Raw genomic sequence first — 20,786 nt, 5'->3', positions numbered from 1 at the left:
TCGCCCTCCAGGCGGTGCGGGGTGGCGCCGTCGACCGCGCGGTGGACGCGGCGGGGGGCGGGAGCGGATGCGGCGGTGTCGGTCATGTGCGGGGCCTCCGGGGGTGCGGGATGCGGGCGGGCGGTTCGGGGAGCCGGACGGCGGGGACGCGCTCTTCCGTGGCGAGCACGGCGGCGCGGATCCACGCGGCGGCGGATGAGGTGGAGCCCGCTTCGTCGGCGTCGGCGTCGGCGCCGGCGTCGCGGGCGGGGTCGGACGTCGCGGGCGCCAGGGAGCCCGGCGCCACGCGCAGGTGCGGCTGCGCTCCGGACCAGGGGCGGACGGTCTCGACGTCCATGCCCGCGGGCGGCGGCGGGATCATGGCCCCGGACGGGGCGAGGAGCAGCGCGCCGTCGAGCACCCGTGCCACGACCCGGTCCCCGATCCGCACCGCCGGCACGCCGAGCAGGGTCTCGGCGCGCGCTCCGGTGCCGGCGAGGGCCGTCGCCGCGATGAGGGACGCGAGCGCGAGGTCGGACGAGACCGCGAGGTCGGGATCGTCGGGCGCGGGGCCCGTCGCCGTCATCGGGCGTCCGTCCCCGGGTCGCCCGGGCCCGCGCCCACGGGACCGCCGCGGTCGGCGGCAGTGCGGGACTCCGCGAGGTCGCGGACGTACGGGTGCGTCGGATCCCGGAGCACGTCGTCGACGGCGCCGTACCCCACGAGCGTGCCGCGGTGCATGACGGCGAGGCGGTCGGTGAGCCGCTCCACGACGGCGAGGTCGTGGCTGACCACGAGGGCGGAGAAGCCGCCGCGGGACTGCAGGTCGCGCAGGAGGTCGAGGACCGCGACCCGGCTCATGACGTCGACGCCCGAGGTGGGCTCGTCGGCGATCAGCAGCCGCGGCCCCAGCACGAGGGCGCGCGCGAGCGCCACGCGCTGCCGCTGCCCGCTCGACAGCTCGTGCGGATAGCGGTCCTGCGTGCCCGGAGGGAGGTCGAGCGCCGTCAGCAGCGTCACGACCCGGCGTGCCGCGACCTGGCTGTCGAAGCGGCGGTCGCGGGAGAAGATCGGCTCGGCGATGGCCTCGCTCGCCGTCAGCTGCGGGTGCAGCGTCGTGCCCGCGTCCTGCGGCACGTAGCCGATGCCGTACGTCGTGCGGGTCCGGGCGCGGCGGCCCATGCGACGGAGGCCCTGGCCCAGCACCGCGGCGTCGCCGCCCGTGATGCGCGGGACCGCGGCGCCCTCGTCGCCGGACGGGACGAGGCCCGCGAGCACGCGGGCGAGGGACGACTTGCCGGATCCGCTCGCCCCGACCACGCCGAGCACCTCGCCGGGCTCGAGGCGCAGCGTGACGCCGTCGACCGCCGGGGGCGCCTCCGCGCCCCGCCGGGCGGGGTAGGCGAGCCGCAGGTCGCGCACGTCCAGGACCGGCTCCGTCGGCGCACCCGCGGCGTCGTCTCGGGGGGTGTGCGTCATGCGCTGCTCCGTCCTCGGCGTCGTCGTCCGGCCGGCGGGGTTCGGCCGGACGACGGATGCGGGTTCCGTCCCATCATGCCCGGCGTCGGCCGGACGGCGCTCCCCGCGCCTAGCCGGCGGGCCGCTCGGCGGCGCGGAGGGCGTGCAGGCGCGCGCGCCGCTCGGCCTGCTCGGCGGGATCCGGCACGGGCAGCGAGGCGAGCAGCCGCTGCGTGTACGGGTGCTGCGGGTCGCCGAGCACCTGGGCGCCCGTGCCCTCCTCGACCAGCTCGCCGCGGTAGAGCACGGCGATCCGGTCGGCGAGGAGGTCGACGACCGCGAGGTCGTGGCTGATGAACAGCGCCGCGAACCCGAGCTCGCGCTGCAGCTCCGCGAAGAGCTCCAGGACGCGCGCCTGCACCGACACGTCGAGCGCGCTCGTCGGCTCGTCGGCCACGAGCAGGGACGGCTCGAGCGCGAGGCCGCGGGCGAGGCTGGCGCGCTGGCGCTGGCCGCCCGAGAGCTCGTGCGGGTAGCGGTCGCCGAACGCCCTCGGCAGCTGCACGGCCTCGAGCAGTTCGTCGACGCGACCGCGCGCGGCCTGCGGCGACCGCGCGCGTCCGTGGACGATGAGCGGCTCGGCGACGCACTCCGCGATGGTGAGCCGCGGGTTGAAGCTCGTGGCGGGGTCCTGGAACACGAACCCGATGTCGCTGCGCAGCTTCCGGAAGTCGCGCTCCCGCACGCCCAGCATCTCCGTGCCGAGGACCTCCAGGGATCCGCCGGTCACGTTCGTGAGGCCGGCGATGGCGCGGCCGATGGTGGTCTTGCCGGATCCCGACTCCCCCACGAGCCCGAGGACCTCGCCCGCCTCTATGTGCAGGTCGACGCCCTTGACGGCGCGGAACGCGGGCGCCCCGAGCCGCCCCGGGTACTCGATCTGCAGACCCCGGGCGACGACGACGGGCGCCGTCTCCGTGCCCGACGCCTCCCGGGCCCGCGTGCGCACCACGGCGCGCTCCACGGTCGCCGCCACGCCCTCGCCGAGCTTCGGGACGGAGGCGAGGAGGTTCCGCGTGTACTCCTCGCGCGGCGCCGAGAACAGCGTCGCCACGTCGGCCTGCTCGACGAGCCGGGAGCGGTACATGACCGCGACGCGGTCCGCGAGGTCCGCCACGACGCCCATGTTGTGCGTGATGAGGATCACGGCCGCGCCGAACTCGTCCCGGCAGCGGCGCAGCAGGTCGAGGATCTCGGCCTGGACGGTCACGTCGAGGGCCGTCGTCGGCTCGTCCGCCACGATGAGGCCCGGGTCCAGCACGAGCGCCATCGCGATGACGACGCGCTGCTTCTGCCCGCCGGAGAACTGGTGCGGGTAGTGGTCGACGCGGGTCTCGGGGTCGGGGATGCCGACGCGGCGGAGGATGTCGATCGCCTTCGCGCGCGCCTCCTTCCGGGAGACGCGCCCGTGGGCGCGGAGGCCCTCGATGATCTGCCAGCCCACCGTGTGCACCGGGTTCAGGGCCGTGGACGGCTCCTGGAACACCATCGCGACGTCCCGGCCGCGCACCTGGCGCAGCTTGTCGGCCGAGAGGGACAGCACGTCGACCGCGCCCTGGCCCTTCCGGTCGCTGAGGAGGACCGCGCCGTCGGTGACCGCGGTGTCGGGCAGGAGGCCGAGCACGGTGCGGGCGGTGACGGACTTGCCCGACCCCGACTCCCCCACGATGGCCAGGATCTCGCCGGGCGACACCCGGAGGGAGACGCCGTCGACCGCGCGGACGTCGCCGCCGTCGGTCGCGAACGTCACCCCGAGGTCGCGGATCTCGACGACGTCGCTCATGCGGTCACCTTCTTCTTCTCCGCGCGCTTGCGGGCGCGCAGCTTGGGGTCGGAGATGTCGTTGACGCTCTCGCCGACGAGGGTCAGGCCGAGCACGAGCAGGACGATCGCGACGCCGGGGAACACGCCCGTCCACCAGACGCCGCTCGCGGTGTCGGCGAGGGCCCGGTTGAGGTCGTAGCCCCACTCCGCGGCGGACGTGGGCGAGATGCCGAAGCCGAGGAACCCGAGGCCCGCGAGGGTGAGGATCGCCTCGGACGCGTTGAGCGTGAGGATCAACGGCAGCGTGCGGGTGGAGTTCCGCAGGACGTGCACGAACATGATCCGCGGCGTCGAGGTGCCGATGACCTTCGCCGACTCGACGAACGCCTCGGCCTTCAACCGCACCACCTCGGCGCGGATGACGCGGAAGTACTGCGGGATGTAGACGACCGTGATGCTCACGGCCGCCGACAGGATGCCGCCCCAGAGGCTCGACTGCCCGCCGTTCAGCACGATGCTCACCACGATCGCGAGCAGGAGCGTCGGGAACGGGTAGATGGCGTCGGCGATGACGACGAGGATCCGGTCGAGCCAGCCGCCCAGGTAGCCCGACACGACGCCGAGCAGCACGCCGACGAACAGCGACAGGACGACGGCGATCACGACGACCGAGAGCGCGGTCTGCGTGCCCCAGACGACCCGGGAGAACACGTCGTAGCCGCCGACCGTGGTGCCCCAGAGGTGCGTCGCGTCGGGCGCCGACTGACGCGGGAACGAGCCGCCGTCGTCGCGTCCCTGCGCGAAGCCGAACGGGGCGATGAGCGGGGCGAACGCGGCCAGCAGGATGAAGACGCCCGTGATGACCATTCCGGCGACGAGCATGCCGCGCTGGAGCCCGACGCTCTGCCGCACGTGCGAGACGAGCGGCAGGCGCTGGAACAGGGTGCGGCGCGCGGGGACGGGCGCGGGTGCGGTGGTGGTGTCGGTCATGTCAGTACCTCACTCGCGGGTCGATGAGCGCCGCGACGACGTCGACGATGAAGTTCGTCACGGCCACGATCACGGCCAGCAGCGCGACGATGCCCTGCACGGCCACGAAGTCGCGGGCCGCGAGGTACTGCGCGAGCTGGAAGCCGAGGCCCCGCCACTCGAACGTGGTCTCGGTGAGCACCGCGCCGCCGAGCATGACGGCGATCTGCAGGCCCACCACGGTGATGATGGGGATGAGCGCGGGCTTCAGCGCGTGCCGCGTGGTGAGCCGGAACTCGCCGACCCCGCGGGAGCGGGCGGCGTCCACGTACTCGGTGCCGAGCGTCGAGATGACGTTGGTGCGCACGAGGCGGAGGAAGATGCCGGCGGTGAGGAGGCCGAGCGCCAGCGCCGGGAGCACCGCGTGCTCGAGCACGTCGCTCACGGCGGTGGGGCTCCCGAGGCGGAGGGCGTCGATGAGGTAGATGCCGGTCGGGTTCTCCAGCCGGCCGAGCGCCACCTCGACGCGGGTGTCCGCGCGCCCGGACAGCGGCAGGATCCCGAGCCAGACCGAGAAGACGAGCTTGAGGAGGAGGCCGGCGAAGAACACGGGCGTGGCGTAGGCGAGGATCGCGAGGATGCGCAGCACGGCGTCGGGCGTGCGGTCCTTGAAGTAGGCGGCGACGAGGCCGAGCGGGATCCCGATGAGGAACGCGACGATGAGCGAGTAGACGACGAGCTCGAGCGTGGCCGAGCCGTACTGCAGCAGCACCTCGCTGATGAGCCGGTTGTCGGTGAGCGAGCGGCCGAAGTTGCCCGTGGCGATCTGGCCGAGGTACTCGAGGTACTGCACGATGATCGGCCGGTCGAAGCCGGCGGTCGCGAGGCGCTCCTGGAGCTGCTCCGGGGTGAGGCGGTCGCCGACGGCGGCGGAGATGGGGTCGCCCACGATCCGCATGAGGAAGAACACCAGCGTCACGAGGATGAACACGGTCGGGATGATCAGCACGGCGCGGATGAGGATGTACTGGCCGAGCCCGATCCCCTGCTTCCGGGCCTTGGGCTGCTGCGCCCCGGGGGGCGCGGACGCGGGGATGGCGTCCGGGATGACGGTCACGGCGGGTGGGCCTTTCGGGTCGGGGGGATCGCCGCGGGCAGGTCGTGCCGCGGACGATGACACAGGAGTGGGGCGTCCCGCCGAAGCGGGACGCCCCATCCGAGGCGGGGAGGGACGTCAGCGCGACGTCCCTCCCCCGTCGGCTCAGCCCTTGGTGATGGGCGCGTAGCGGAACTTGAACGACGCGTCGAGGGTGACGCCGTCCACGCCCTCGCCGGCGACGGCGACCTGCGAGCCCTGGAGCAGCGGGATGGTCGGCAGGTCGGCCGCGACCGCGTCCTGGATCTGGCCGATGAGGTCGGCGCGCTTCGTGGCGTCGGCCTCCGACAGCTGCTGCGTGATGAGGTCGGCCACGGCGGCGTCGTCGTAGTGGTTCTTGACGAACGACTGCGGGGAGAAGAACGGCGTCAGGTAGTTGTCCGCATCCGAGTAGTCGGGGAACCAGCCGAGCTGGTACGCCGGGTACTCGTCGTTGACGCGGGCCTTGCTGTACTGGTCCCAGATGGTGGACTGCAGGTTGACCTGAAACAGGCCGGTCGCCTCGAGCTGCTGCTTGATGAGCGCGTACTCGTCGTCCGAGCCCGCACCGTAGTGGTCCGGGTTGAACTGCAGCTGCAGCGCGACGGGCGTCGCGACGCCCGCGTCGGAGAGGGCCTTGGCGGCCTTGTCCGCGTCGGGTCCGCCGTCGCCGTCGCCGTACAGGCCCTTGAGCGCCTCGTTCGCGCCCGACAGGCCGTCGGCCACGTAGGAGTAGAGCGGCGTGTAGGTGCCGTTGTAGACCTCGGTCGACAGCTCGTCGCGGTCGATGAGGTCGGCGGCCGCCTGGCGCACCGCGAGGGCCTTGGCCTCGTCGGCCTCGCCCGTGGTCTTGCCGAACGGCTGCGTGTTCAGGTTGAACGTGATGTAGCGGATCTCGCCGCCGGGGCCGTCGATGACCTGGACCGAGTCGTCCTCCTTGAGGTCGGCGATGTCGGTGGCGCCGAGCGAGCGGCCGGCGACGTCGATCTCGCCGTTCTGCACGGCGAGCTTCATCGTGGTCTCGTCCGCGTAGTAGCGCGCGGTCACGCCGCTGTTCGCGGCCTTCGGGAGGACGCCCTGGTAGTCCGGGTTCGGCGCGTACGCGACGAGCTGGTTCAGGTCGAAGTCGGTGATGACGTACTGGCCCGCGAAGGCGTTCGCCGAGACGATGTCGGCGGGGTCCGCGAGCGCGTCGGCGGGGAACACGTCCTCGTCCACGATGGGGCCGGCGGGGCTCGACAGCACCTGCTCGAAGGTCTGGTCGTTGGCGGTCTTCAGCGTGAAGACGACCGTGGTGTCGTCGGGAGCGGCCACGCTCTCGACGTTCGCGAGGAGCGACGACGGTCCGTTGCCGTTGTCGGCGCCGTTGGCGGCGATGGTCGCGACGCGGTCGAACGTGAACTTCACGTCGCTCGCGGTGAGGGCGTTGCCGTTGGCGAACTTCAGGTCCGGCTTCAGCGTCACGGTGAACTCGTTGGGCGAGGTGTACTCGCCGGACTCGGCGAGGTCGGGCTCGACGTCGGGGCTGCCGTAGGGGCTGTTGAACAGGAACGGGTAGACCTGGTTCTGCACCGCGAAGGAGCCGTTGTCGTAGGAGCCCGCGGGGTCGAGCGACAGGACCTTGTCGGTCGTGCCGACGACGACGGAGCCGCCGCCGGCCGCGTCGTCCTCGGCGAGCGGGTCGCCGGAGCCGCCGGAGCAGCCGGCGAGGACGAGGGCCGCGGCGGAGAACCCGGCCGTGGCGAGCAGGACGCGGGAGCGCCGGGAGAATGCGGACGTCATGTTCCGAATGCCTCTTTCGTGGAGGGGATCGCGCCCGTGCATCGAGGAGACACGGACGCTGTGCTGTGAATGATTTCTAACACACGGGAAACAGCAGCCCGGACCCCGGGGACGCGTCGGCGCGCTTCTTCACATGATCGCAACATGGCCGTCCGCGGGCGCCCGCTCGGCCGACGACGTCACTCGCGGAGGGCGCGGCGCTCGGCCTCGACCTGCATCAGCTCGCGCTGGATCCCCTGGTAGCGCTCGCGCTCGTGCGTGGCGTCCGTGCGCTGCAGCCGCCCGATGAGGTCGGCCTTCCGGCGCAGGAGGTCGCGGCCGACGAGCTCCGCCGTGACGCCCTTCACGTAGATCGCGAGCTTGTCGGCGTCGCCCCGGTTCGGCAGCGGCGCGACGCCCAGCTGCTTGACGAGCGTGGCGAAGGACTCCGGGACCTCGAGCGCGACGCGCGAGAGCCAGTCGGCGCCGCCGAGGGCCTCCATGCTCGCGATGACCCCGTCGCGCACGACCGCCAGGCTCTCGTTGACGAACGCCACCTGGGCCGCGCGCATCACGAGGTCGTTCCCCACCAGCTCGGGGTGCTGCAGCATCGCCATCAGCGCGTCCCGCTCGAGGCGGGTGGCGAGGTCCGTGGGCAGGTCCATGAGCGACATCGACCGGGCGCTCTCGACCGTCGCGCCCTCGTCGTACCCGCCGCCGCGACCGTGTCCGCCGCCATCCGGGCCACCCGATCCGCCGCGACCGGCGGAGGTGCCGCCCGAGCGGTCGGCCCCGTCGGCGGGCGTGCTGCGGCCCGCGGTCTGGACGGCGCGGCCGACCTCGCTGAGGTCCATGCCGAGCCAGCCGGCGAGCTCCCGCGCGTACCCGGGCCGGAGGGAGGGGTCGCGGATGTCCGCCACCACGGGCGCGGCGGCGCGCAGCGCGGCCACCCGGCCCTCGACGGTCTCGAGGTCGTGGTCCGCGAGGATCTGCTTGATGGCGAACTCGAACATGGGCTTCTTGCCCTGGATCATGCGGCGCACGGCGTCGTCGCCGCGCGTGAGGCGGAGGTCGCAGGGGTCGAGGCCCTCCGGACCCACGGCGACGTAGGTCTGGGCGGCGAAGCGCCGCTCCTCGGAGAAGGCGCGCATGGCGGCCTTCTGCCCGGCCGCGTCCGGGTCGAACGTGAAGACGACCTCGCCGAGCCCGCTGTCGTCGCCGAGCACGCGACGGAGGACCTTGATGTGGTCGACCCCGAACGACGTGCCGCAGGTGGCGACCGCGGTGGTGACGCCGGCGAGGTGGCAGGCCATGACGTCGGTGTAGCCCTCCACGACGACGACCTGGCGCCCGCGGCTCACGTCGCGCTTCGCGAGGTCGAGCCCGTAGAGCACGGAGCTCTTGTGGTAGACGGGCGTCTCCGGGGTGTTGAGGTACTTCGGGCCCTTGTCGTCCTCCCGCAGGCGCCGCGCCCCGAAGCCGACGGTCGCGCCCGTGAGGTCGCGGATGGGCCACACGAGCCGGCCGCGGAAGCGGTCGTAGGCGCCGCGGTCGCCCTGGCTGAGGAGCCCGGCGGTGACGAGCTCGGCCTCCGTGTAGCCCTTGCCCTTCAGGTGCGAGGACAGCGCGTCCCAGCTCTGCGGGGCGAAGCCGACGCCGAAGCGCTGGGCCGCGCCCTGGTCGAACCCGCGCTCCCCGAGGAACGTGCGGCCGATCTCCGCCTCCTCGGATCCGAGCTGCTCGACGAAGAACGCCGCGGCCGCCTCGTTCGCGCCGAGGAGGCGCGAGCGGTTCCCCTGGTCGGTGGCGGCCTGGCCGTCCTCGTAGTGCAGCTGGTAGCCGATGCGCTGCGCCATGCGCTCGACGGCGTCCGCGAAGGTCACGTGGTCCATGCGCTGCAGGAACGTGTAGACGTCGCCGCCCTCGCCGCAGCCGAAGCAGTGGTAGAAGCCGACCTGGGGGCGCACGTGGAAGCTCGGCGTGCGCTCGTCGTGGAAGGGGCAGAGCCCCTTGAGCGACCCGACGCCGGCCGACTTCAGGGTGACGTACTCCCCCACCACGTCGCCGAGGTTCACCCGGGAGCGCACCTCGTCGATGTCGCTCTTCCGGATCAGGGCCATTGGCTCATCCTACGTCCGGGCCGAGGGGCGTCCGAGGGCGTCGCGGGCGTCAGAAGACGGGCCGCGCGCACAGGCGCTCGTACCAGGCGATGGCCGACTGGTCGGTGAGGCTGGCGACCTGGTCGACGATGACGCGCTTGCGCGCGCCGTCGTCCGCGGCCTCCCGCCAGTCGCCCGCGAAGCCGGGGTCGAGCTCGTCGGCGCCGCGCGCGTGCAGGGCGTCGGCGAGGCCCGCGAGGACCTCGCGCTGACGCGCGTAGATGGGCTGGCGGGTGTTCTTCGACATGACGAACGCGGCGACGATGCCCTTGAGCACCGCGATCTCGGCCTGGATGGCCCGCGGCACCACCACGTGCGCGCCGAACCGGATGAGGCTGCGGTCGGTGTGGGTCGCGCGCGTCAGCTGCGTCGCCGCGCCGGCGAACCGGCCGATGAGCTGGCTGGTCAGGTCCTTCAGCGCCGCCTGGGCTCCGCGGCCGCCGTCGTACTCGTCCACCCAGACGTCGAGGGAGTCGAGCCGGTCGAACGCCTGGATGAGCTCCTCGTGGGAGTGCGCCCCGCCGATCCACGCCACCATCGAGTCCACGAGCTCCTCGTGGTCGACGCGGGCGCCGAGCGCGCGCACGTCGACGTAGCCGCCGACGATGGCGTCCTCGAAGTCGTGGACCGAGTACGCAATGTCGTCGCTGAGGTCCATGACCTCGGCCTCGATGCAGCGACGGCCCGCGGGAGCGCCCTCGCGCAGCCATGCGAACGCCGCGACGTCGTCGTCGTAGAAGCCGAACTTGCCGCGACCCGAGGGGTCGGGCACCGACTGGGAGCTCGGCCACGGGTACTTGCAGCTGGCGTCGAGGCTCGCGCGGGTGAGGTTCAGGCCGTAGGGCCGGCCCTCCGGCCCGATGACCTTGGGCTCCAGCCGGGTGAGGAGGCGCAGGGTCTGCGCGTTGCCCTCGAAGCCGCCGATGTCGGCCGCCCAGTCGTTGAGCGCCCGCTCGCCGTTGTGGCCGAAGGGCGGGTGCCCGATGTCGTGCGCCAGGCACGCCGTGTCGACGACGTCCGGGTCGAGGTCGAGACTCGAGGCGAGCTCGCGGCCGACCTGTGCGACCTCCAGGGAGTGGGTGAGGCGGTTCCTCGCGAAGTCGAGGCCCGCCATGGGGCTCAGCACCTGCGTCTTCGCGGCGAGGCGCCGGAGCGCGCTCGAGTGCAGCAGCCGGGCGCGGTCGCGCGCGAAGTCGCTGCGCCGGGAGGAGTGCTGCTCCGGGTACCAGCGCTCGGCGTCGGTCTCGCTGTACGTGGACCGCTCCGTCATGCCCTCACCCGCCACTGTTGTGGATCTCCCCGTCCGCGATGTCCATCGCTCCCTGCGCATCGATGTCGCGGCTCTCGAGCCACCGGTCCGGCAGCGCCGTGCGCTTCATGCTGCCCTGGCGGCCGCGCGCGCCCTCGGCGCCCGCGCCCGGGTAGGGCTGGTCGCGGTCGAGGGTCGCCAGCAGCCCGTCGAGCTCCGCGAGCGAGGAGACGGACGCGAGCGCGGCCCGCAGGTCGCCGCCGACGGGGTAGCCCTTGAAGTACCACGCGACGTGCTTGCGCGCGTCCCGGCAGCCGCGCTCCTCGCTCTCGAAGAACTCGGCGAGGAGCTCGACGTGGCGGCGGAAGGTGTCGGCGACGGCGCCCTGCGAGGGGTGCGCCCGCGGCGTGTCCGCCGGGTCGAGGCCCGCGGCGCGCGCGTGGAAGGCGGCCGCGAGGTCGCCGAAGAGCCAGGGTCGCCCGAGGCAGCCGCGGCCGACGACCACGCCGTCGGCGCCGGTCTCGTCTATCATGCGGATGGCGTCCTCGGCGGCCCAGATGTCGCCGTTGCCGAGGACGGGCACGTTCGTGACGGCCTGCTTCAGCTTCGCGATGGCCGACCAGTCGGCGTGGCCGCTGTAGTAGTCGCTCGCGGTGCGCGCGTGCAGGGCGATGGACGCGACGCCGGCGGCCTCGGCGGCGCGTCCGGCCTCGAGGTAGGTGAGGTGGTCGGCGTCGATGCCCTTGCGCATCTTGACGGTGAGGGGCACGTGCCCCGCCGCCTTCACGGCGCCCTCGACGATGTCGGTGAACAGCCCGAGCTTCCACGGCAGCGCGGCGCCGCCGCCCTTCCGCGTGACCTTGGGCACCGGGCAGCCGAAGTTCAGGTCGATGTGGTCGGCGCGGTCCTCCGCGACGAGCATGGTGACGGCCTCGCGCACCGTCTTCGGGTCGACCCCGTAGAGCTGGATGGAGCGCACCTTCTCCGACGGGTGGTGCGTGATGAGCCGCATGGACTCGGGCGTGCGCTCGACGAGGGCGCGGCTCGTGATCATCTCGCTGACGTAGAGGCCGGCGCCGAACTCGCGGCAGAGCCGTCGGAACGCCGTGTTGGTGATGCCCGCCATGGGCGCGAGGACGACGGGCACGTCGAGCGGGATGCCGCCGATGCGGAGCGCGGGCTCGGAGGCGGGTGCGGGAGCGGCGGGGGCGAGGGTCGGAGAGGACATGGCGGTTCGATTCTCCCATCCGGGACGGCGGGCGGCGGACGCGGGGCGGATCCCCGCGCGGATGCCAGGCGGAGGCCGCCTGGGAGGGGTGGGTCAGATGGCCCGGCCGGCGTCGATCGCGTCGCGGACGCGGGCGAGGTCGGCGGCGGGAGACCCGTCGTCGGGCGCCGCGGTGCCGGGCGCCACGGCGTCGGATGCGGCGACGGCCGAGGCGGTGCCGCTCGCGGACGGCGGGGCCGTGGGCACGAGGCAGGCGTCCCCCTCGCACGCGGCGGCGTCGGCGGATCCGAGCATGGCGAGGCCGGGCACCGCGGTCGGCGGGGTCCCGGTGGTCGGGACGGCGCTCATCGGCCGGCCCCGTCGGCTGCGACGACCCGCACGGTGTCGCCGTCCCGGGCCGCCAGCGCCTCGCCCAGGGCGGAGGCGAACACCGACGGGTCCTGCGCGCCGGAGATGCCGAAGCGCTCGTCGATCACGAAGAAGGGCACGCCGCTGATCCCGTACGCCACCGCCTGCGCCTGGTCGGCGCGCACGTCGGCCAGGTGACGGTGGGACTCCAGGGACTCGCGCGCCTCGTCGGCGTCGAGGCCGGCCTCGACCGCGAGCGCGACGAGGTCGGGGACGCGGCCCACGTGCCGGCCCTCCGTGAAGTAGGCCGCGAGGAGCCGCTCCACCATCTCGAGCTGCCGGCCGCGGGTGCGGGCGTGGTGCAGCAGCTCGTGGGCGAGCACGGTGTTCGTGTGCTGGAGCGCGCCGTAGTCGTAGGCGAGGCCCTCGGCGGCCGCGAGCTGCGTCATGTCGGCCAGCATCGTGCGGACCCGCTCGGCCGGGATGCCCTTGTGGCCCGCGAGGAAGTCGACCTCGGTGCCCTGGAAGTCCACCGGGGTGTCGGGGGCCAGCTCGAACGAGCGGTACGTCACCTCGACGTCGGGGGCGCCGGGGGTCCGGGCCTGGAAGTCGCGCAAGCCGCTCTCGAAGCGCCGCTTGCCGACGTAGCACCACGGGCACGCGATGTCCGACCAGACGTCGACGCGGAGGGCGGGCAGGGCGGGGGCGGCGGAGTCGGTCACGGCGGTGGAACGCATCGGGAAGCCCGGGCATTCCCGCGGTGTTGCCCGAGCATGGCCGACACCTCCCCCTCCTCCGTCCCCTCCGCGTCCGACGCCGCCCCGGGCGGGCGCGACCGCGTCCTCGCGCACGCCGCGCGCCTCGGCCTCGACGTCGAGGTGGTGGATCGCCCGGACGCCGGCTCCCTCGTCGAGGCCGCGGCCGGGCTCGGGATCGACCCGTCGCACCTCGTGAAGTCGCTCGTGGTGAAGCGCCACGACGGCGACCTGCTCATCGCCCTCGTGCCCGGCGACCGACAGATCAGCTGGCCGAAGCTCCGCGCGCTCGTCGGCGTCAACAAGCTGTCCATGCCGGCGCCCGAGATCGCGCTCGCGGCGACGGGCTACGCGCGCGGGACCATCACGCCGCTCGGCGCCGACGGCGACCTGCCCGTCTACGCCGACGAGCGGATGGCCGGCCGGCGCATCGGCATGGGCGGCGGCGAGCACGGCGTCTCGGCGCTGGTGGACGCGGACGCGCTCGTCGCCGCGCTCGGCGCGACCGTCGGCGACCTCACCGACCCGCTCACGATCAGGTGACCGGTCCGCCGCTCCGGACCCCCTCGCGCGGGTCGGGACGGCGGACCGGTCGTGCCGTGCGGTCAGGCCCCGACGAGCTGCCCCGCGAGGTAGCCGACGAGGTCGTCGAGCGGGATGCGCTCCTGGCCCATCGTGTCGCGCTCGCGCACGGTGACGGCGCGGTCGTCGAGGGTGTCGAAGTCCACGGTCACGCAGAACGGCGTGCCGATCTCGTCCTGCCGGCGGTAGCGGCGGCCGATGGCGCCGGCGTCGTCGAACTCGATGTTCCAGTTCCGGCGCAGCTCCGCGGCGAGCTCGCGAGCCACGGGCGACAGCCTCTCGTTCCGCGACAGCGGCAGCACGGCGACCTTCACGGGCGCGAGCCGGCGGTCGAGGCGGAGCACGGTGCGCTTGTCGACGCCGCCCTTCGCGTTGGGCGCCTCGTCCTCGTGGTACGCGTCGACGAGGAACGCCATCATCGAGCGCGTGAGTCCCGCCGCGGGCTCGATGACGTACGGGATCCACCGCTCGTTCTTCGTCTGGTCGAAGTAGGAGAGGTCGGTGCCCGAGGCCTCGGAGTGGGTGCGGAGGTCGTAGTCGGTGCGGTTCGCGATGCCCTCGAGCTCGCCCCACGCGCCGCCCGCGAATCCGAAGCGGTACTCGATGTCGACGGTGCGGGTGGAGTAGTGCGAGAGCTTCTCGGCGGGGTGCTCGAAGAGGCGCAGGTTCTCCGGGTCGATGCCGAGGTCGGTGTACCAGGCGAACCGCTGGTCGATCCAGTACTGGTGCCACTCGGCGTCCGTGCCGGGCTCGACGAAGAACTCCATCTCCATCTGCTCGAACTCGCGGGTGCGGAAGATCCAGTTCTGCGGCGTGATCTCGTTGCGGAAGCTCTTGCCGATCTGGCCGATGCCGAACGGCGGCTTCTGGCGCGCCGCGCTCAGCACGTTGGCGAAGTTGACGAAGATGCCCTGCGCCGTCTCCGGGCGGAGGTAGTGCATGCCCTCCTGGTTGTCGACGGGCCCGAGGTACGTCTTGAGGAGCCCCGAGAAGTTCTGCGGCTCGGTCCAGGAGCCGGGCTGGCCGGTGTCCGGGTCGTTGACGTCGGCGAGGCCGTTGACGGGCGGGTGGCCGTGCTTCGCCTCGTACGCCTCGAGGAGGTGGTCGGCGCGGAAGCGCTTGTGCGTGTGCAGCGACTCGACCAGCGGGTCGCTGAAGACCTCGACGTGGCCGGACGCCTCCCACACCCGTCGGGGCAGGATGACCGAGGAGTCCAGCCCGACGACGTCGTCGCGGCCGTTGACCATGGTCTGCCACCACTGGCGCTTGATGTTCTCCTTGAGCGCCACGCCGAGCGGCCCGTAGTCCCACGCGGAGCGCGAGCCGCCGTAGATCTCACCCGCCTGGAAGACGAACCCGCGCCGCTTGGCGAGGTTGATGACCGGGTCGAGACGCGAGGGGGTTGCCACGATGACTCCAAGGTGTGGGCCGGACTGGGTGCCCGGTCGGCGGACGGCGGGACCCGGCGGATGCCGCGGTCGCCGGGGAAAGGCGGGCCCCAGTCTACGGCGGGGCCGCTCAGTCCTCGTCGTCGCCCGCGGTGCGGCGGTGCGCGAGCTCCACGATGCGCACCGTCTCGAGCGAGTCGCGCGGCTCCACCGGGACCGGCCCGCGGCCGCGGACGGCGTCGGCCATCATGCGGTAGAAGTCGGCGTAGCGGCCGCGCTCGGTGGGGATCCGCTCCCCCGCCGGATCGCCGGCCGCCTCCACGAGCGTGCCCCACTCGGACTCGGGCGCCTCGCCGAAGCCGGGGTCGGCGGGCGACGCGCCCTGCTTCAGCAGCGGCTCCTGCGGGTCCAGCCCGTGCACGGCGTACGCGCCCGCGGTGCCGAGGACGCGGAAGCGGGGGCCCGCCAGCGCGGCCACCCGGCTGACCGTGATGTGCGACTGCACGCCGGACTCGTGCAGCAGCGAGTAGAAGGCGTCGTCGTCGCTGGCGGAGCCGTCGCGGACGGTCGCGAGCTCGGCCGCGAAGTCGACGACGGGGCCGAACAGCTCCAGCGCCTGGTCGATGAGGTGGCTGCCGAGGTCGTAGGAGATGCCGGCGGCGTCGGCCGGGGTCTCGCGGTCCTGCCAGCGGTCGCGCACGGGCCCGCCCCAGCGCTCGAAGGTCGACTCGAACCGGTGCACCTCGCCGAGGCGGCCGGACTCGATGAGGGCGCGCACCGTGAGGAAGTCGCCGTCGAGGCGCCGGTTCTGGAAGACGGAGAACGGGAGCCCCAGCGCCTCCGCGCGCTCGATGAGCATGAGCGCCTCGTCGACGGTGGCGACGAACGGCTTGTCCATCACCACGGCCAGGTGCGCGTCGAGCGCCTGCAGGCCCTGGCGGAGGTGCGCCGAGGCGGGCGACGCGATGACGACCATGTCGAGCTCGGCGGATCGGGCGAACAGCTCGTCGGCGGACGCCACCACGTCGGCGCCGGGGTGGCGCTCGCGCACCTGGGCGGCCCGGTCGGGATCCGAGGTGCTGACGAGGGCGATGCGGTAGTCGGGGCTCGCCGCGAGGAAGGGCGCGTGGAACACGCGGCCGGCCAGGCCGTAGCCCACGATCCCCACGCGGATGGGGGCGTCGGCGCCCTCGGGCGCGACGGCGGCGGACGGGGACGCGGTGTCGGGAGTGGTCACGCCCCCGATGCTACTGAGCGGCCGTGCTCCGCTCGTCCCCCGGCAGCGCGTCCGGGTCCTCCGCGGAGCCCTCGTCGGCGTCGCCCGCGTGGGCGTCGACCGCGCCCCCGAACCGTCGGTCGCGGTGCACGTAGCTCTCCACGGCGTCCCACAGGTCCTTGCGGCGGAAGTCCGGCCACAGGCGGTCGAGGAAGACCATCTCCGCGTACGCCGACTGCCAGAGCAGGAAGTTGCTGGTGCGCTGCTCCCCGGAGCTGCGGATGAAGAGGTCGACGTCGGGCACGTCGGGCAGGTAGAGGTAGCGCTGGATGGTGCGCTCGTCGACGCGCGCGGCCTTGAGGCGTCCCGCGTCCACGTCCTCGGCGATGCGGCGGACGGCGTCGCCGATCTCGGTGCGGCCGCCGTAGTTGATGCACATCGTCAGCGTCATCCCCGTGTTGTCCTTCGTCATCTCCTCGGCGACCCGCAGGTCGTCGATGACGCTGCGCCAGAGGCGGGGGCGGCGGCCGGCCCAGCGGATCCGCACGTTCCACGCGTTCAGCTGGTCGCGACGGCGGTGGATCACGTCGCGGTTGAACCCCATGAGGAAGCGCACCTCGGCGGGGGACCGCTTCCAGTTCTCCGTCGAGAACGCGTACACGGACAGGTGGGTGGCGCCGAGCTGCACCGCTCCCGCGACCGTGTCGAACCAGGCCTCCTCGCCCGCCTGGTGCCCGGCCGTGCGGGGCAGGCCGCGCTGGTTCGCCCAGCGCCCGTTGCCGTCCATCACGACCGCGATGTGCTTCGGCACGAGGTCGGCGGGGATGCGCGGGGGCTGCTCCCCCGTCCAGTCGAGCGGCAGGTCGGTGCGGCCGGGGACCTCGGGGCGTCGGCTCATGGGGTGGTCTCCTGTGCTCGGGGGCGGTCGGCGGGGGTGGTCGGCGCGTCATCGTGCCCGGGGTCCGCGTCGCGGGGGGTCGCGCGCACCACGGAGGCGGTCGCGGCGGCGAGGGCCGCGGCGGGATCCGGCTCGCGCGCGTCGAGGTCCGGCTCCTCGAGCGGCACGGGCTGCTCCGTCGGCGGCAGGAGCTGGCGGGCGTCGCTCCGGTCGACGAGCCCGAGCGAGCGGATGCCCCGGTCGAGGTGCCACTGCGCGTACGCCGCGACGACGCCGCTCGCCCGGGCCTGGGATCGGAGCGTCGCGGCCTCCGCGTGCCGCCAGTCGCCCGTCAGCAGGGCGGACAGCAGGGCGAGGGTGTCGGGGTCGAGCCGCGGCGACCCCGGCGGGGCGGCGGCGTCCGCCACCACGCCGCCGAGCTGCACGACGAACGCGCTGTGGGGCCCCGGGGCGCCCGTCACGGCGCAGTCCTGGAAGCTCGGCGCCCAGCCGGCCATGGACAGGCTCCGCAGCAGGTACGAGTCGAGCGTGAGGCTCGCGCCGTGCTCGCGGCGGCTGAGCGAGCGGAGCGCGCCGACGAGGAGCAGGTACTGCTGCAGCGAGCCCTCGTCCTCGGTGACCCTGTCGGCCGTCTCCACCATGGCGCTGGCGGCCGTGTAGCTGCCGTAGTCGCTCGCGATGAGGGCGCCGTAGGAGGCTATGGACTCGGCCTGCGTGATGATGTCGAGGGTCCGGCCCTCGAAGAACTGGGCGTCGGCGACCATGAACGGCTCGAGCCGGGCGCCGAACTTCGACTGCGTGCGGCGCACGCCCTTCGCGACGGCGCGGATCTTCCCGTGCTGGCGCGAGAGCATCGTGACGATCCGGTCCGCCTCGCCCAGCTTGTGGGTGCGCAGGACGACGATCTCGTCACGGTAGAGGGGCACCCCTCGATTATCCGCCCCGCGTCCGACCTCCCCCTGCGCCGCCGCGCGGGGCGGGGCTGCCCGGACGCGGCACGGGGGGCCCGGGCGGCGGTCGCCGCTGTGCTATCAAGGGGAGGCCATGGATCCCGTCCCGCTCACCATCCCGCTCTGGGCGGACCTCCTGGCCGTCAGCATCGGCAGCCTGCAGGGCGCCATGTTCGCGGCGGGCTTCCGCGACCGGCGGCTCGACCTGCTGGGCGTGGCCATCATCGGCACGGCGACCGGCCTCGGCGGCGGCCTCCTCCGCGACGTGTTCCTCAACGTCACCCCCGCGGCCCTCGCCAGCAACTGGCTCATGCTCGTCGCCGTGGCGGCGGCCCTCGGCGGCATGCTCCTCGAGCGGATCTTCACGCGCCTCGACATCGTCATCACGGTGCTCGACGCCCTCACCATCGGCCTGTTCTGCGCCATCGGCACGTCGAAGGCCCTGGCGGCCGGCGTGCCCGAGGTGCCGGCCGTGTTCATCGGCGTCGTGTCCGCGGTCGGCGGGTCCTTCGTGCGCGACCTGCTCCTGAACCTGCCGATCGCGATGATGCACGTGGGCTCGCTGTACGCGGTCGCGGCGCTCGTCGGCGCCGTCATCGTCGTCGCGCTGGCGGCCTTCGGGGTGCCGATGTGGGTCGCCGCCATCGTGTGCGTCGCCGTCACGGCCACCACGCGCCTGCTCGCCGTGCGCTTCGGCTGGAGCCTCCCGGAGCAGCGGGCGCTCAGCCGGCTGCGCTTCACGGCGCTCCGCCGCCCGCGCCCGCGCCGCTGACGGCGCCGCTGACCGCGGCCGGCCGGGGCCGGACGCCGTCCCCGCCCTGGGCGGCGGCATCGCCCCGGACGCGACGACGGCCGGGCGTCGCCGCCCGGCCGTCGTCCACGTGGTGCCGCGGGATCAGACCCCGGCGAGCTCCGGCGCGCGCACGCCGCGGCGGATCGCCCGGTTGACGCCGGAGACGATCGCCTCGAGCGACGCCGTGGAGCTGTCCTCGTCGATGCCGACGCCCCACAGCCGCACGCCCTCGACCTCGAGCTCGACGTAGGAGGCCGCCCGGGCGTCGCCGCTCGCGCTCAGCGCGTGCTCCACGTAGTCGAGGAGCCGGACGTCGACGCCCTGGTCGGCGAGCACCTGCAGGAACGCGGCGATGGGCCCGTTGCCGGACGCCTCCGCGCCGCGCACCTCGTCGCCGTCGCGGAGCTCCACCTGTAGGGACACCGAGCCGCCCATGTCGCTGGACGTGCGGGTGGACGTGAGCTCGAACCGGCCCCACTTCTCCTCGGAGCGCTCGACCGGCGCGGGGAGGTACTCGTCCTGGAAGATCGACCAGATCTGCGCGCTCGTGACCTCGCCGCCCTCGGCGTCGGTCTTCGCCTGGACCACGCCCGAGAACTCGATCTGGAGGCGGCGGGGCAGGTCGAGCGAGTGGTCGGCCTTCAGCAGGTACGCCACGCCGCCCTTGCCGGACTGCGAGTTGACGCGGATCACGGCCTCGTAGGAGCGGCCGAGGTCCTGCGGGTCGACGGGCAGGTACGGGACCGCCCAGGGGATGTCGTCGACCGTCACGCCCTGGGCCGCCGCGGTGGCCGCCATGGCCTCGAACCCCTTCTTGATGGCGTCCTGGTGGGATCCGCTGAACGCCGTGTACACGAGGTCGCCCGCCCACGGGCTCCGCTCCGGCACCGCCAGCTGGTTGCAGTGCTCGGCGGTGCGCTTGATGGCGTCGAGGTCGCTGAAGTCGATCTGCGGGTCGATGCCCTGCGTGAAGAGGTTGATGCCGAGCGCGACGAGGTCGACGTTGCCGGTCCGCTCGCCGTTGCCGAACAGGCACCCCTCGATGCGGTCGGCGCCGGCCAGGTAGCCGAGCTCGGCCGCCGCGACGGCCGTGCCGCGGTCGTTGTGCGGGTGCAGCGACACGATGATCTCGTCGCGGCGGTCCAGGTGCCGGCACATCCACTCGATCGAGTCGGCGTAGACGTTCGGGGTCGCCATCTCGACGGTGGCGGGCAGGTTCAGGATGACCTTCCGCTCGGGCGTCGGGTCGAGGACCTCGACGACGCGATTGCAGATCTCGGCCGCGAACTCGAGCTCCGTGCCGGTGTAGCTCTCCGGCGAGTACTCGTAGAAGACGTCGACGTCCGGGATCGTCCTCTCGTACTCGCGGCAGAGGCGCGCGCCCTCGAGCGCGATGTCGATGATGCCCTGGCGGTCGGTGCGGAACACGACCTCGCGCTGCAGGACGCTCGTGGAGTTGTACAGGTGGACGATGGCCTGACGGGCCCCGCGGATGGACTCGTAGGTGCGGGCGATGAGGTGCTCGCGCGCCTGCGTGAGGACCTGGATGGTCACGTCCTCGGGGATCGCGTCCTCCTCGATGAGGCTGCGGACGAAGTCGAAGTCGGTCTGGCTGGCCGACGGGAACCCGACCTCGATCTCCTTGTAGCCCATGCGCACCAGCAGGTCGAACATGATGCGCTTGCGCTCGGGGCTCATCGGGTCGATGAGCGCCTGGTTGCCGTCGCGGAGGTCGACCGCGCACCAGCGCGGGGCCTCGGTGATGCGTCGGGTGGGCCACGTGCGGTCGGGCAGGTCCACCCGGATCTGCTCGTGGAACGGGCGATACTTGTGGATCGGCATCCCGCTGGGGGTCTGCGTGTTCTTCATGGTCGTCTCCTCGTGCGTGTCGGGGTCAGCCGTGACGGGACTCCGCGACGAGGAGGGCCGGTTCAGGCCTCGCCGCGGCGACTAAGGAGGAGGCGGCCGGACTGCATGCGACCACGGTACACCGCGTCCGCGCGGCTCCGCACCCGGGGGCGCGCCCCGAGCACCCGACTGCGCCGGACGGCCGCACCGGGACCGCGGCCGGCCCCGCGCCCGGGCGGCCGGCCG

Annotated in this window: 17 protein-coding genes and 1 pseudogene; 2 read left to right on the top strand and 16 right to left on the bottom strand. The window is 73.4% G+C overall.

Annotated elements, in window-relative coordinates:
* Positions 1-82: 82 nt before the first annotated feature.
* The 11 genes from AC07VC_RS08815 to AC07VC_RS08765 form a co-directional block, all read right to left on the bottom strand.
* Complete coding sequence (locus AC07VC_RS08815) at positions 83-565, bottom strand: hypothetical protein (protein ID WP_494675801.1); 483 nt, start codon at positions 563-565, stop codon at positions 83-85.
* Positions 562-1,458 carry an ABC transporter ATP-binding protein gene (locus AC07VC_RS08810; RefSeq protein WP_494675800.1) on the bottom strand — a complete coding sequence of 299 codons (897 nt, stop codon included), beginning with the start codon at positions 1,456-1,458 and terminating at the stop codon, positions 562-564. Before AC07VC_RS08810 ends, AC07VC_RS08815 begins: the two co-directional genes overlap by 4 nt.
* Before the next feature lie 109 nt (positions 1,459-1,567).
* The gene (locus AC07VC_RS08805; RefSeq protein WP_494675799.1) at positions 1,568-3,280 is read right to left on the bottom strand and encodes a dipeptide ABC transporter ATP-binding protein; all 1,713 of its coding nucleotides are present in this window, start codon (positions 3,278-3,280) and stop codon (positions 1,568-1,570) included.
* Positions 3,277-4,251, bottom strand: a complete 975-nt coding sequence (locus AC07VC_RS08800) for an ABC transporter permease (protein WP_317229458.1) — start codon at positions 4,249-4,251, stop codon at positions 3,277-3,279. Before AC07VC_RS08800 ends, AC07VC_RS08805 begins: the two co-directional genes overlap by 4 nt.
* A 1-nt stretch (position 4,252) precedes the next feature.
* Complete coding sequence (locus tag AC07VC_RS08795; RefSeq protein ID WP_396335517.1) at positions 4,253-5,347, bottom strand: ABC transporter permease; 1,095 nt, start codon at positions 5,345-5,347, stop codon at positions 4,253-4,255.
* A 144-nt stretch (positions 5,348-5,491) separates the two neighbouring features.
* Positions 5,492-7,147 (bottom strand): ABC transporter substrate-binding protein, encoded by a 1,656-nt coding sequence (locus AC07VC_RS08790; protein WP_317229457.1) that lies wholly within the window; start codon positions 7,145-7,147, stop codon positions 5,492-5,494.
* Positions 7,148-7,326: 179 nt separating this feature from the next.
* On the bottom strand, positions 7,327-9,246 hold the full coding sequence (gene dnaG, locus AC07VC_RS08785; RefSeq protein WP_494675798.1) for a DNA primase: 1,920 nt from the start codon (positions 9,244-9,246) through the stop codon (positions 7,327-7,329).
* 49 nt (positions 9,247-9,295) lie between these two features.
* Complete coding sequence (locus AC07VC_RS08780; protein ID WP_494675797.1) at positions 9,296-10,555, bottom strand: deoxyguanosinetriphosphate triphosphohydrolase; 1,260 nt, start codon at positions 10,553-10,555, stop codon at positions 9,296-9,298.
* Positions 10,556-10,559: 4 nt separating this feature from the next.
* Positions 10,560-11,762: a tRNA dihydrouridine synthase DusB gene (gene dusB, locus AC07VC_RS08775; RefSeq protein ID WP_494675796.1), complete on the bottom strand. Its 1,203-nt coding sequence runs from the start codon at positions 11,760-11,762 to the stop codon at positions 10,560-10,562.
* A 93-nt stretch (positions 11,763-11,855) separates the two neighbouring features.
* Positions 11,856-12,110, bottom strand: a complete 255-nt coding sequence (locus AC07VC_RS08770; RefSeq protein ID WP_494675795.1) for a hypothetical protein — start codon at positions 12,108-12,110, stop codon at positions 11,856-11,858.
* A complete protein-coding gene (locus AC07VC_RS08765) occupies positions 12,107-12,832 on the bottom strand; it encodes a DsbA family oxidoreductase (RefSeq protein ID WP_494675794.1) in 726 nt (241 codons plus the stop codon). Before AC07VC_RS08765 ends, AC07VC_RS08770 begins: the two co-directional genes overlap by 4 nt.
* Before the next feature lie 51 nt (positions 12,833-12,883).
* Here AC07VC_RS08765 and AC07VC_RS08760 point away from each other — a divergent pair, with 51 nt between their 5' ends.
* On the top strand, positions 12,884-13,408 hold the full coding sequence (locus AC07VC_RS08760) for an aminoacyl-tRNA deacylase (protein WP_494675793.1): 525 nt from the start codon (positions 12,884-12,886) through the stop codon (positions 13,406-13,408).
* Between the two features lie 62 nt (positions 13,409-13,470).
* Here AC07VC_RS08760 and AC07VC_RS08755 read toward each other — a convergent pair whose 3' ends face one another.
* From AC07VC_RS08755 to recO, 4 genes and pseudogenes are all read right to left on the bottom strand, one after another.
* Positions 13,471-14,856 (bottom strand): glycine--tRNA ligase, encoded by a 1,386-nt coding sequence (locus AC07VC_RS08755; protein WP_494675792.1) that lies wholly within the window; start codon positions 14,854-14,856, stop codon positions 13,471-13,473.
* 109 nt (positions 14,857-14,965) lie between these two features.
* The gene (locus AC07VC_RS08750; RefSeq protein WP_494675791.1) at positions 14,966-16,072 is read right to left on the bottom strand and encodes a Gfo/Idh/MocA family protein; all 1,107 of its coding nucleotides are present in this window, start codon (positions 16,070-16,072) and stop codon (positions 14,966-14,968) included.
* 10 nt (positions 16,073-16,082) lie between these two features.
* Positions 16,083-16,949, bottom strand: a complete 867-nt coding sequence (locus AC07VC_RS08745; RefSeq protein WP_317229448.1) for an isoprenyl transferase — start codon at positions 16,947-16,949, stop codon at positions 16,083-16,085.
* A gap of 212 nt (positions 16,950-17,161) precedes the next feature.
* Positions 17,162-17,875: pseudogene (recO, locus tag AC07VC_RS08740) on the bottom strand (DNA repair protein RecO); the annotation flags it as partial.
* A 118-nt stretch (positions 17,876-17,993) separates the two neighbouring features.
* Between recO and AC07VC_RS08735 the strand changes: the two are divergent.
* Positions 17,994-18,671 carry a trimeric intracellular cation channel family protein gene (locus tag AC07VC_RS08735; RefSeq protein ID WP_317229447.1) on the top strand — a complete coding sequence of 226 codons (678 nt, stop codon included), beginning with the start codon at positions 17,994-17,996 and terminating at the stop codon, positions 18,669-18,671.
* A gap of 123 nt (positions 18,672-18,794) precedes the next feature.
* Here AC07VC_RS08735 and leuA read toward each other — a convergent pair whose 3' ends face one another.
* Complete coding sequence (gene leuA, locus AC07VC_RS08730; protein WP_317230557.1) at positions 18,795-20,561, bottom strand: 2-isopropylmalate synthase; 1,767 nt, start codon at positions 20,559-20,561, stop codon at positions 18,795-18,797.
* Positions 20,562-20,786: the final 225 nt, after the last annotated feature.

The organism is Clavibacter sp. GW821-FHT01D01, from assembly GCF_059422605.1.
This window is presented reverse-complemented; position numbering and strand designations above follow the sequence as displayed.